Below are 11,880 nucleotides of genomic sequence, written 5' to 3'. Positions count from 1 at the left end.
TTGAAATGCCGCGACTTTCTATTTTTCTTATTTCGTTGTAATACGCTAATATACATGAGCTTACCAATTTACTGTACACAGAAATCAGTAGCATACGACTTGTTGTATAAGTAGCAATTATGTTAACCAAGGTCAAAGAATTGACTACTTCACTCGTTCGATTCGTACACAGTTAACATACACCTCTACCCGCTTTAACAGGTTGTAAATCGCGGGTTGATAATGGGTGTTGTTCTGCAAATTGCCTTCATAGAGTACCTCCGCATTCAGGCGGTTCTCCACCAGTAGGCTGGCAATATGCCAGTTAACGGCCTCCTGGTTAAAAGTATCTAAGTGATAAAAGCTCACCAATAGCGTGCCATCGGGCGTACCTGTCAGGCGAAACTGGGCTAGGTTCTTGGCATCAAGCTTGTTTTCCATGCCGTTGTACAACCCGAATAGAGGGGACTTTGCAAACCAAATTTACGACTTTAGTGCGAATTGGTTTTAGGCTGTTTTAGTGGCTCGACTGGCGGGATAATTCTGGAAATATTCTCTTAACATTAAACAAATTAAAGAACATTTCTTTAAAAAGTACAAGTCCGTCTATGCTCACAGATTAGTGGGCGTTGCTTTTTAATCAAGATTCGATGCTTTCCTAATCGTGATTAGACAAACTTGATTCTGCCCTGACTTCGCAACGCTTCGTTTCTAATTGCTTCACATACTAAATTATCTCTTCGTAAGTTACTGATAATAAAGCCTTATGAAGCCTGTCCAACCAAATTTAGTGTTTGCTTTGGCTGCACTTCTAAACCTTGCTTGTTTAAACGTTTCAGCTTGTAGTATGTGCAAGGTGACTACAAACGGTAGAACGTATCTGGGTAATAATGAAGACTCTTGGCGAATAGGAGCAAAAATCTGGTTTGAAAAGGCTCTCGTCGGAAAATTAGGCGCTTTGTACGTAGGCTACGCGAACCTCTCCCCCCAAGGTGGCATGAATCAAGCAGGACTTGCTTTTGATGGATTGACCATTCATCCCCAAAAAGTCAAGATAGACCCGACAAGAAAAACGGTTACCAATTTTTCAGCCTTCATCAAACACATCATGCAAACTTGCAGAACTGTGGACGATGTAAGGCATTATGCAATCCAATTTAACCGGCAAGGGATGCGTGAGGGTGAATTGTTATTCGCGGATAAGTCGGGGCGATATCTGGTGATGGAGCCAGACACAATGATAATAGGTAACGATAAAAACTATATTATCGCCAATTTTTGTCCATCCATCACGTCTGAAAAGGAAAAGTTAGGTTGGGGTCGGTATCGGAGAGGTCGTGAATACATCAGCAACCACCAATCGGGTATTAATTTTAATTATTGTCTGGCCCTGGTAGACACCATGCATGAATGTCGACCCAAACTGGGTGACGGTACAATGTATTCATCTATTGCCGATCTTCAAAACTGCGAGTTCACCTTGTATTTTTATCATGATTATAAACATGAACTGAAATTCAACCTTGAAGAAGAACTATTTAAAGGTGACCATGTTTTGGACATGGTCAGTTTATTTCCCAATAATAGTGAATACGAAAATTTGATGAGCTTTAAAGTACCTCAAAATGATGCGTTTATCTTAATGTTTCTCTATTGTTGTGGGGTCGTTTTTCTCTTTTCATCATTATTCTTTCTGGTCAGTTACGTAAGGAATAGAAAGGCAGCCACCAACAAGCAAGGCTCGTATATTGTTGTTAAATTATTACTGTTCCCTATCAGTATCATTCTGTTGCACTACGTAAGTGTTTTAATTAGAAACCAAGCAATATTTTACTTCCCAGCCCCTTATCAAGATTCAAAATTTTCTGAACTGACTATTGCCGCTTACATACCCTTCTTACTGTTACTACTTATCTTTCCGTTAGCAAAAGTCAACCTAAAACTGTTATATACTAACACCTGGCAAACGTCATCAAAATTACTCATTACCCTTAATAATTTGATATATGTCGCACTAATTTTGCTGTTTGCCTATTGGGGATTTTACGATGTGTTCTGAATAGCTCCATATGTGTTGGCTTCAAGTTGCGGAACGCTCCTATGAATTGTACAGAATATCTACTCGTTTCATAGTAGTGCGCAGTAGAATTATCTTTAGCCCTGTTGTATCACAAAGACTATACTTCGTCGGTCAGTTCCGTTAAGTGCACCAGCAGAGGTCCATCCGTACCTACCCTACCGGCAATAAATTGTCTCCCACTCAGGAGACCGGGTAGGAAGTCATCCTGTTAAGTGGCACACCTGAACTGGCCAGATTGTCAGTGTTAGCTGGCTTCTGCTATCTTTGCCACGAATCATCAACGTCCGCTTAAGAGCTGTGTCAATCGTTAAATTAATACGGGCACCTTCTTCCAGGGACCCTTCATCAAATAGAGGCTCGTCCTCAACCGGTTGCTGCCAATCTGAGCCTAACTCCGGTAAAAGTAGTCGCTAAACCAACTTACTCGTTTACATAAAAGGGAAGGTTGGCGGTTGATACGTTGTTGTGGCTATCCATCGCGTAAATGTATAAGTGGTAGGCACCTGCTATCATTGGGGCTTTCAACGAATTTTGCCCATCGTTAGTCAACCCGAAGAAGACATTGTCCACCCGCTTTGGCTTTGCTTCAAAATCACCCCCTTCACCCACGTGGGTGGGCTCCGGCAAAAATACCTTGAATTGGCCGTATTCGCCTTTCAGTTTATCGTCCTTGTTTACAACCCGCCAAATCGGCTTAAAAGATTATCTCTTTGATTGCGAGAAACCGGAATGCTGTTGCCATTGCTCATCACAACATACCACCCCTCGCCTTTTACCAATTTCTTGATCTGGTCCAGATTGATCAGGTATTGGCGATGTACCCGCAAAAAATTTCGCTCCTCAAGTACTTCCGTTACTTCTTTCAAGGTACGAGTAAGCAAGTAATGGTGGTTTTCAATGGCAAGAACCTTTGTATAGTTGTTATCTGATTCACAGTAAATAATGTGTTTCAAGTCCAGAAAAATAACCGCATTATGGTAAGGTACAGCAATCTTGTCAGCTACTTGTTGCTGGTGTAATTGCCGCTGCAACATCTGAAGCTGGCGTCCATCGACACGCTGCTGACGTGCGGCTTTACGTACCGCTTGCTGTAATTCATCCGTATCTATTGGCTTAAGCAGGTAATCCAACGCACTAAATCGGAAGGCTTTGACGGCAAACTCGTTGTAGGCCGTTACAAAGACGAGCTGAAAGAAGATTTCCCCCACTTTTTCCAGTAACTGGAATCCATTCATCTGGGGCATCTCAATATCAAGAAACACTAAATCTGGTTGTAGGACCTTAATCAGCCGCAAGCCTTCCTGACTAGAAGTGGTTTTGCCTACTACCTGAACCTGCGGGCATTGTGCACCCAGTTCGCGGGCTAACAACTCAACACTTTGCATTTCGTCATCGATCAGAATTGCCTTAAGCATGCTTAGACTAAATTAAAATGAAGATTTAAATTGGGATGCATAAAATAACTTCCGTGCCGATAGAATGACCCATGGCGTCAGTCATATCCTGAATCTGCACTTGGGTTTGTGTATGGTACATTTGGTTAATTAACTCAATCCGTTCACTGGTGATCTTCATACCAAACGATTTATGCTGAGTGGCTGATTTGCTTTTAAGCTCAGTAGCCTTAGCCCGGCCAACTCCGTCGTCTTTTATCGTGATTAGCAATCCATTTTCCTTTGGTTGCTCAACTCTTACCCATACAGTGCCGCCCTTTTCTTTGTGCATCAAACCGTGCCAGATGGCATTTTCAACGTAGGGTTGAATCAGCAAGGGTGGTATTTCAACAAACTCCGAATCGATAGCAGGATCGATCTCAATCTGAAAGGTCAGTTTGCTGCCAAAGCGCATAGCCTCCATTTCCAGATACAGCTCTAAAGCTTGCAGTTCGTCATTCAATGTCACTCGGTTAGATCGGGAATTTTCAAGTACAAGTCGGATCAGTTTAGCAAACTTAGTGAGGTATTCAGTAGCCTTCGAACTCTCGTTATCGGTAGAATAGTACTTGATGGCGTTGAGACAGTTAAAAATGAAATGGGGATTCATCTGAGCCCGCAGGGCGGCCATTTCGGTTTCGGCCTGTTTATGTTCAAAGGTCTCTTCAAGTTGACGGAAGCGTTCTTCTTCTAGTAGTCTCTCTTGCGCTCGCAACTCCTGAGTTCGCTGGGATAGCTCCTGCTCCAGTTGCTCGGTATACGTAGCCCGAATGGCTGTATTATCTCGCTCAATGATTTGGTTCCGGTAGGCCAGAGCCAGAGTAAAACAGAATCCTTGTAAAGCAAAACTCATAAGAGGAATACTTATAAAGTAAGGCTTAGTCAATTTCTCAATAGGAACATAACAACCAGATTTAAAGTAGTTTAATCTATAGTTGACTAAAAAATCATAAGTCAACATTACAAGTAGCGTAGTGAGATTTAATACGATCATTCCCATTAAATAACCTTTGAAAGCGCTTTTATCATGCCAAACTATGTTCAACAAAAAACATAAGAGAAAGATAGTTGGAAAGTCCAAAACAAATAAAAATAGTTGTGAAGGCAATCCAATTTTATAATATATAAAATTACCTATGTCTTCTGTAAGTAAAAAATCAAACTGAAAATACAACGAAATTCCTGCATATATGATTAGAAAAGCTATACATGAACGCCAAAAACGAGCCGAATGGATAGGCTTAACTACTTTAATAATGAAGATGCTATACAGTACATAGGATGTCACTCTTAAAAAGGGATCTAACCTTATAAACATATATCTCTCTAAAGAACCAAATCTTATTGGAATAACGTCATAAAGATTTATTCGATATAAGAACTCAATAATCGACGGTAATATATATAAAGTAGAAAAAATGCAATAGAAGGCATAAAGTAGGTAAATACTTTCCCGCTTTAGCCAAAATAGGCAAATCCCATATAAGCCCATAAATAATAAACAGCTTACGGATAGTCCTGCACTAGTTCCAAACCAAAAAACTTTAGATGAATCCATAGGGCACACTTTAGCTATTGATTAAGAAATTTCCTCACGATTTTATCCGTATAAAAGTCTTATTGTGTGAATGGTAGCTAATGGCTGGTGAAGTGCCGGTTTACTGAGGGAGAAGCTTATCTCAAAAAAGAAGTTGCTCACCTACCCAAAGCAGCTATTGACCCCGTTTTATTGGGCTACCCTTGCCCAGAAATATAGCTTTAACTCAACAAACCAAACTAAACGATTTATGAGCACGCTTCAATTTGACATGGAAAAGTTAGGTCAGGCATTGACTAAGTGGGACAAGAAAGGCGGTAGTGCGGCCGAGTATAAAAGTGCGGGTAGTAACTACCGCACTTATAAACCCACCGTTTCACCTACACCACAGGGCGGGTTGTTTGTATCCACTAAGTTGGATCACATTAGAGGAGGTGCAGCGGATGATCACGCTCAATTAGAGATGGAATTCGCTGCCAACGGCGTGATCGTTTCCACCCGCGCAACAATGAAGATTCAAGGTCATAGCACCCTTGATACAGGATTAATAAAAGAGGCAGCAGCCATTGGCGGCACTGCGGCAGGTGGTCCAGGTTATGGTGCTGCGGCTTCTGCTATTGGAGAATTATCTGCGAAAATCATAAATAGTCTCTCTAAATTTATAAGCGACATCAGCGAACACGGGGGGAGGGCCAATTTTCCTGCAGTGGTTCAGATGAATATGAACTACATTTTTGACTCACTTATTCTTCCCCCAGAAAAGCCGTCCGTGATCGGAGATATCCGTGTGAAGTGGCTTGTACTCGGAGGGGCTTCGTCTTTTTTAGGTGAACCTCTCACGGTTGAACTCGGTACTCCGGATGGAGTAGGGCGCTACAACCACTTCCAGGGTGGTTCTATCTACTGGACGCCTACGCTGGGGGCGCACGAAGTTCATGGTTATATCCGAGCGAAGTGGGAGTTACTGGGTTGGGAACGCTCGTTTCTGGGCTATCCGGTCACGGATGAAACTGTTACTCCAGATGGAGTAGGGCGCTACAACCACTTCCAGGGTGGTTCTATCTACTGGACGCCTACGCTGGGGGCGCACGAAGTTCATGGTGCTATTCGAGATAAATGGGCTTCGATGGGTTGGGAACGCTCATCCTTAGGCTATCCGATTTCCGACGAGATAGATGCTATAGGCGGGCTTCGGATAAGCAAATTTGAGCATGGGTATATCACCTGGAGTATATCGGCTGGCGCAATAGCCAATCATTAACCGCCGAAAATTAAGATCAAGATTTAGCAATCTGAATTAGTGAGGTATTTACATTGATGAATAGTTTTACCGAACCGGTGCGACTACCCAACGTGTAGAAAACTTCAGTAAAAAGCCGCACCAGCAGAGTCCGGGAGCGGCTTTTTACTGTCGTAATTATTTCAGTACACTTTTAACTTGTAATTGATTAGCTGCAGCGTAACAGCGACCGGTTAAATGTTTACCGGCACCGCCCGACCGTCTATTTAATTGTACCTACCACTGGAAATAATAGTGAATTACAAAAACCGTTTTGGCAGTTCAACATAGTGTCTTGTCCTGATATGGGTTGTCAGATTTTCACCAAAAATCGACAACCATGCGAGACCACATTCGAGACCTCTTGAGCCGCTTCCAGTACAGCGAACAACTACGCGAGACTGCTGTATTTCGTATACTCTTCGGCGGAGAAGATGTAAACCAAGTAATGACGGATTTGGGTATTCACAGTGGATACACGATTCGTAGCTGGGTGCAACTCTACCGCCAGAAGATGCAGACAGGCCTGCTAACTTTACCCGCCATGAAGCAAACACAAAAGCGCGACATGGCCGCCCTAAAACAGCGAAATGAAGAGTTGGAGCAGACTCTACAACAAGCCAACTTGTTGATCCTAGCGCTCAATACTATGATTGAGACCGCTGAAAAAGAACTAAATGTATCGATCCGAAAAAAGTCTGGTCGCAGTGGCGCACCACCCAAACGGTCTTAAACCTTCGTGAGAACGAGATAGCAAAGGTGAGTCGGTCCGCCGATGCGGTCGGAAGCCTTTGCCGACTGTTTGGTGTGAGCCGACAAGCTTTTCACGCTAAAAAAAGTCGCTCCCAGCGATCGGTGAGCCATGCAATGTTGGTACTTGATCTGGTGAGGGCCCTCAGGCGAGACGTACCTGGTCTGGGAACCCGGAAATTACATCTGCTATTAGCAGAACCATTAGCCAAAAGTGGTATTAAATTAGGCCGAGATAAGTTGCACAAGATCCTGCAGACTCACGCGCTTATCATCCGTCAGGGTCGACAGACACCTCAAACAACGGATTCCAATCACCGCCTTCATAAATACCCTAATCTACTTATTGATAGGGTGTTAACAGCTCCCCGGCAGGTTTGGGTGAGTGATATTACTTACCTGTACATCGGCTTAGGATTTGGCTATTTGTCGTTGATAACTGACGCCTATTCAAAGCTGATTGTGGGTTACTGCCTCCATCCATTCTTGACGGCAGAAGGAAGCCTGAAGGCCCTGGATATGGCCCTAGCTACCCATTTGGAAAGGGAAGAGGAATTAATCCATCATTCAGATCGAGGCAGCCAATACTGTAGTTTTGACTATGTTCGCAAGCTAAAAGGGGCCAATATTTTGATAAGTATGACTCAGCAAGGTGATCCATACGAAAACGCCATCGCTGAACGGGTAAATGGGATACTAAAGACGGATTTCCGCCTGAACCGCGTGTTCGTTACTTTTGAGGAGGCCGAGCGAGCGGTTCACAAAAGTATCTACAACTATAACCATCTGCGGCCTCACATGAGCTGTGGTTACTTGACTCCAGTGATGGCTCATCAGAGCGAGCAACCGCTGAAAAAGCACTGGAAACCGAAGGTATATAAACGGTCAAAGTCAGTTCGGGACCAGGGCCAGTTTGGGTAAGTTCATCTGTTTTATCAACTTTGACAACGCTATATCAGGATTAAGATTAACGAATAATCTTTGACCCCAAAACTGACAACTTATTTTCAGGATCAGACAACGGTCAACACAAATTAGGACGGGTCATTCTTGAAAGCGTTCACGAAAAGGTTGTCTTTCCTGATCGCTCACCATGAAAAGTACAAATTGTTGAAAAGGTAGGTAGGATACATGCTTGTCGTTACTTTAACGGTAAAATACTATTTTAAGAACTCAGCATCATCTGCCTTTGCTGTGTTCACAAGGAACACAGCTAGATAGCCAGAAATAGCCTTGAATTTATTGAGTCTAGACGATCCGCGCTTTGTGGAGCTAGTCCACCCAAGAGCCTTTCATACCGTCTATTTACCTGTTAGCCCCTTTCTTTTCTCGCAGATACTGGGCCATACTTACTTTAGGCCAGCTAAACCTTTATTGATGAAACAGCCCGACCAAATCGATTCCTTACAGGTAGCACAAGCCGACATGAGCAGCGCTTACCTAAATGGCGCTACGGGTGTTCTCCTCTCCGGACTTGTCTGGCTGACAACGGCCGCTGTCAGCTACCGTTTCTCCTCCAACCAGGCGATCTGGGTACTCCTAATCGGTGGTGCCCTTATCCACCCCCTTAGCACACTGGTCAATAGACTCCTTGGGGTGAAGGCTTCGACTAACAAAGACAACAAGCTGACTAGTCTTGCGCTGGAGGGTACCATTTTTATGCTGATGAGCATCCCTGTGGCTTATGGACTTTCCCTGCTACGGCCCGAATGGTTCTTTCAAGGCATGTTGTTGATCATCGGCGGCCGATACTTAACGTTTCACACCCTGTACGGGAACAAACTATACTGGCTATTAGGGGGTGTCTTAGGTTTGTCCGCTTGTGGCTCCTATGCCACCAACACCCAAGCGATGGTCACGACGCTCACAGGCGGGTTCATCGAAGTATGTTTCAGCATCATTCTTTTTTATGATTTCTCCCTCATGAAAAAAGTAGCGTCGGCAAGGCCCTAAATTCGATAGGATCCCCCATATAAGCAGATCTATAAAACTCCTTCCTCTCATTAAGGAGCCTTTTTGCGAGACATTAACTTTTTATTTTCTGTCCAATGCTATCTGTCGTAACCACTCAAATTTGCCGTTCTATCAGTAGTTGTTGTCTACATAGGTTAAGATCATCTTGCCAGATATGCCAGAGCTAGTCCATAACCATAACGGCTAAGAGAGGTAGACTAAATACATTAAGTTACGCCATTCCCTCAAATCCTGTCAGGTAAGTTTGTCCATGTAGCTATATTGAGCGGCAATTCTTTCTCGATCACCAGACCGCCAATAAACCCATGAAAATTACTAGTAGTGTACTCCTATTTGCCCTAATTGGTATGGCCAATTGGGCCTTAGGACAATCACCCTCGAAAGCGCCCAGCAAAGAACGCGAAACGATGGCTCAACTGCTGGACTACTCCAGGCCAGGCCCTCAGCATGCCATACTGGCTAATATGGTCGGAATCTGGGCTTTTCAGGACAAGAACCTACCGTTTGTGAAAGGAACCCTCGTCCGAACAGCCATCTTCGAGGGTCGTTTCTTTCAGGTAGAGATTACCGGGGGCCAACTGCCAATTCCCATTGCCGATGGCAAAACGAAGCTGGCAAACTATCAGGGTTTAGAGATTGAGGGCTACGATAATGTTAAGAACCGCTACGTGACTACCGCCATCAATAACCACATCGGTAGCGATGCGGGCCAGCAAATTGGCCAGTATGACGCCCAAACCAAGGTGTTTACCTACGAGTGGGAACGGGAGGTATTACCCGGTGTAAGGCAAAACAACCGGAAAGTGGTGCATCTTATTGACCCTAATCAGTATAGTGAGGAGTACTACGAGGATCAAAATGGTCGTCCGAAAAAGACTAGAGAATTGATTTATACCAAAACCATGGCCAAATAATGAGTTGGGGATATGACCACAGCCCACAGCGATAATTGGGCCACCTTCGAAAAGACTTGGACTAACAACCTATTTATATGTTTATAAAACGCTGGTTTACTGCTTTTGCCAGTTGACCGCCAGCCGTACCACCGCATCTGGGTAGCCATTTTGCTTAGCATAATTGACTCGTGCTACGGCTTCGTTGTAGGTCACTTTGCCCCCCAATGTAAGCGTAAATTGACGGACACCTTTCTGGTAAACCTCCACTGGATAAGGAACTCCTTTAGAAGATAGAGTGTCGGCTCGGTTGAGCGCTAAATTCACGGTGCGTAGCGTTGCGATGACCGCGACAAACTCATTGCCAGAATCGGTTGGTTTTAACGCAGCATTTAGCGTTGTAATGGCTTCCTGAGATTGCTGTAATTGCGCTTGATTATCAGCGGATGAAGAAGGATTGGCTTTGATCGTAGCCAACTCCCTTTCCGCAATCTTAATCTGGGCGCGGAGTTGTTCTCGGGCCGACTTCAGGGTGGCATTCTGTTGTTCAATCTGCTGGGTTTCAAGTTTCAGTTGTTCCGCTTTAATTTGAATGAGTTGGTATGCACCGTCAGATTTAACGTACTGAATGACCACGCCGGTGAGGGCAACAAGGGTCGTAATAATAGTAAACCAAGAAGCAGGATTCCGAATCCAGGTTTGCTTGAGGTTTTTTGTTTCGGCCTGTAGTTTGGCTATTTCCCAGTGTAATTTGTCGTCAGGTGTATAGGGGTTATCGGCCATAATTGAATTGAAGAAGTTATTTAGTCTGTAAAGGGTAAGTGAATGGATCAAAAAAGATATTGTCTTTATCTGGCCAAGCCGAACCGGAAAATGGTTCTGAAGTCTAACCAGTATGAGTAAGCTCTACCAATTACGCTTGAGATTGCTCCTTACCAAGTTAAGCGAAAAATTGGCTGGAGTGGTGACGATTCGAGCGAACGGTGCTCAGACCTCAACTTGGGATCAACAGCAGTGTATCCATAATTATGTCCATGATCCTTTAGCGTCACCCAACACAACTATAAAATTCGTTACTCGTGATAATTGAGGCCTATCACGAGTAAATATTTATATAGTTTACAGAGTAGCGTTTATTGAACAGAAGCACCATTATCTGTATTGGTAGTTATAACATATGCGCAAGATTGCAGAATTTAAACACCTTTACAGGTGGCATCCTCCTTTTGTAAAGATGAACAGAACACAGTGTCCACTCAGCCCTAAACTCACTCCTTCATAATCTAGTTTAAAGCTTAGCTTACGAACCACGACACTATTTACCATGATTGATCAACTAACTACATCCGCCGGGGCAGACGTGGCCCAGTTGGCTTTTCAGGCTTGGGCAAGAGGTGAGCAAACTGGCCTCTACGATGACTATAAAGCCCTGTTGAGTGATTCGTTTCGCCTATTTTCGCATCCGCTATTGGGCCGATTTATCGAATCGGAAGCCTTAGCTTGCATGCTGGCCTTGATCGCTGAACGCGAAAAGACCCCGAACCAGCTTGTCTTTTCCAACATAGGTATGGCCTCAGGAGAAAATACCTTTCTGTTCCAGTTCGATTCAGTGGGAACCGTGTCAGGCGGTTTTTCCTACCAAGGCTACAACATCATTGGTTTCGTAGTAGAGGATGGTCGAGTAACGGGCTTTCGGGAGTACTTCGGTCACATTGATCCCCAATGGTTCAAGTAAGCATCCAGCATGCACTCACCTTACGAGTGCGTAAGCCCCGCAATAAACTAAAAGACAATCTTCGGATTGTTGGTTAGTTCGTTTTGGTTGCTGATATGTGCAATTTTCCGTTCAGTAAGCCAATGGACTTGCTACATTTGACTGGAGACGGATTTTAGGCACATTTGGGAACAAACCCAAAAGTACCCATGAAGAAAAGACGTGTATTTGACCAGACATT

The 11,880-nt window shown here is 43.9% G+C and carries 11 protein-coding genes; 7 read left to right on the top strand and 4 right to left on the bottom strand.

Annotated elements, in window-relative coordinates; genetic code table 11:
* Positions 1-144: 144 nt before the first annotated feature.
* Positions 145-420: a hypothetical protein gene (locus ACYVHB_RS32555; RefSeq protein WP_461056225.1), complete on the bottom strand. Its 276-nt coding sequence runs from the start codon at positions 418-420 to the stop codon at positions 145-147.
* A gap of 325 nt (positions 421-745) precedes the next feature.
* On the opposite strand from ACYVHB_RS32555, the gene ACYVHB_RS32550 reads away from it, so the two are divergent.
* The gene (locus ACYVHB_RS32550) at positions 746-2,038 is read left to right on the top strand and encodes a C45 family peptidase (RefSeq protein WP_461056224.1); all 1,293 of its coding nucleotides are present in this window, start codon (positions 746-748) and stop codon (positions 2,036-2,038) included.
* Positions 2,039-2,733: 695 nt separating this feature from the next.
* Here the strand turns inward: ACYVHB_RS32550 and ACYVHB_RS32545 are convergent.
* Complete coding sequence (locus ACYVHB_RS32545; RefSeq protein WP_461056223.1) at positions 2,734-3,474, bottom strand: LytR/AlgR family response regulator transcription factor; 741 nt, start codon at positions 3,472-3,474, stop codon at positions 2,734-2,736.
* Between the two features lie 25 nt (positions 3,475-3,499).
* Positions 3,500-5,050 (bottom strand): histidine kinase, encoded by a 1,551-nt coding sequence (locus tag ACYVHB_RS32540; protein WP_461056222.1) that lies wholly within the window; start codon positions 5,048-5,050, stop codon positions 3,500-3,502.
* Between the two features lie 229 nt (positions 5,051-5,279).
* Between ACYVHB_RS32540 and ACYVHB_RS32535 the strand changes: the two genes are divergently transcribed.
* From ACYVHB_RS32535 to ACYVHB_RS32515, 5 genes are all read left to right on the top strand, one after another.
* On the top strand, positions 5,280-6,290 hold the full coding sequence (locus tag ACYVHB_RS32535) for an LGFP repeat-containing protein (protein WP_461056221.1): 1,011 nt from the start codon (positions 5,280-5,282) through the stop codon (positions 6,288-6,290).
* A gap of 358 nt (positions 6,291-6,648) precedes the next feature.
* Positions 6,649-7,041, top strand: coding sequence for a transposase (locus tag ACYVHB_RS32530; RefSeq protein ID WP_461056220.1), 393 nt, complete (start codon positions 6,649-6,651; stop codon positions 7,039-7,041).
* 26 nt (positions 7,042-7,067) lie between these two features.
* On the top strand, positions 7,068-7,979 hold the full coding sequence (locus ACYVHB_RS32525) for an IS3 family transposase (protein ID WP_461056219.1): 912 nt from the start codon (positions 7,068-7,070) through the stop codon (positions 7,977-7,979).
* Positions 7,980-8,435: 456 nt separating this feature from the next.
* On the top strand, positions 8,436-9,011 hold the full coding sequence (locus ACYVHB_RS32520) for a DUF7010 family protein (protein ID WP_461056218.1): 576 nt from the start codon (positions 8,436-8,438) through the stop codon (positions 9,009-9,011).
* A gap of 326 nt (positions 9,012-9,337) precedes the next feature.
* On the top strand, positions 9,338-9,946 hold the full coding sequence (locus ACYVHB_RS32515; protein WP_461056217.1) for a DUF1579 family protein: 609 nt from the start codon (positions 9,338-9,340) through the stop codon (positions 9,944-9,946).
* Between the two features lie 96 nt (positions 9,947-10,042).
* On the opposite strand, the gene ACYVHB_RS32510 is transcribed toward ACYVHB_RS32515, so the two are convergent.
* On the bottom strand, positions 10,043-10,708 hold the full coding sequence (locus ACYVHB_RS32510; RefSeq protein WP_461056216.1) for a hypothetical protein: 666 nt from the start codon (positions 10,706-10,708) through the stop codon (positions 10,043-10,045).
* 541 nt (positions 10,709-11,249) lie between these two features.
* Here ACYVHB_RS32510 and ACYVHB_RS32505 point away from each other — a divergent pair.
* A complete protein-coding gene (locus tag ACYVHB_RS32505; protein ID WP_461056215.1) occupies positions 11,250-11,660 on the top strand; it encodes a hypothetical protein in 411 nt (136 codons plus the stop codon).
* Positions 11,661-11,880 lie beyond the last annotated feature (220 nt).

The sequence above is a fragment of the Spirosoma arcticum genome, assembly GCF_054779955.1.
Note: the sequence above shows the minus strand (reverse complement) of the source record. Positions and strands in the feature narration are given on the sequence as shown.

Excerpts from the sequence above, each read along its gene's own strand:
- ACYVHB_RS32555 (WP_461056225.1), bottom strand. The coding sequence starts at position 420 with ATGGAAAACAAGCTTGATGCCAAGAACCTAGCCCAGTTTCGCCTGACA.
- ACYVHB_RS32550 (WP_461056224.1), top strand. The coding sequence starts at position 746 with ATGAAGCCTGTCCAACCAAATTTAGTGTTTGCTTTGGCTGCACTTCTA.
- ACYVHB_RS32545 (WP_461056223.1), bottom strand. The coding sequence starts at position 3,474 with ATGCTTAAGGCAATTCTGATCGATGACGAAATGCAAAGTGTTGAGTTG.
- ACYVHB_RS32540 (WP_461056222.1), bottom strand. The coding sequence starts at position 5,050 with ATGGATTCATCTAAAGTTTTTTGGTTTGGAACTAGTGCAGGACTATCC.
- ACYVHB_RS32535 (WP_461056221.1), top strand. The coding sequence starts at position 5,280 with ATGAGCACGCTTCAATTTGACATGGAAAAGTTAGGTCAGGCATTGACT.
- ACYVHB_RS32530 (WP_461056220.1), top strand. The coding sequence starts at position 6,649 with ATGCGAGACCACATTCGAGACCTCTTGAGCCGCTTCCAGTACAGCGAA.
- ACYVHB_RS32520 (WP_461056218.1), top strand. The coding sequence starts at position 8,436 with ATGAAACAGCCCGACCAAATCGATTCCTTACAGGTAGCACAAGCCGAC.
- ACYVHB_RS32515 (WP_461056217.1), top strand. The coding sequence starts at position 9,338 with ATGAAAATTACTAGTAGTGTACTCCTATTTGCCCTAATTGGTATGGCC.
- ACYVHB_RS32510 (WP_461056216.1), bottom strand. The coding sequence starts at position 10,708 with ATGGCCGATAACCCCTATACACCTGACGACAAATTACACTGGGAAATA.
- ACYVHB_RS32505 (WP_461056215.1), top strand. The coding sequence starts at position 11,250 with ATGATTGATCAACTAACTACATCCGCCGGGGCAGACGTGGCCCAGTTG.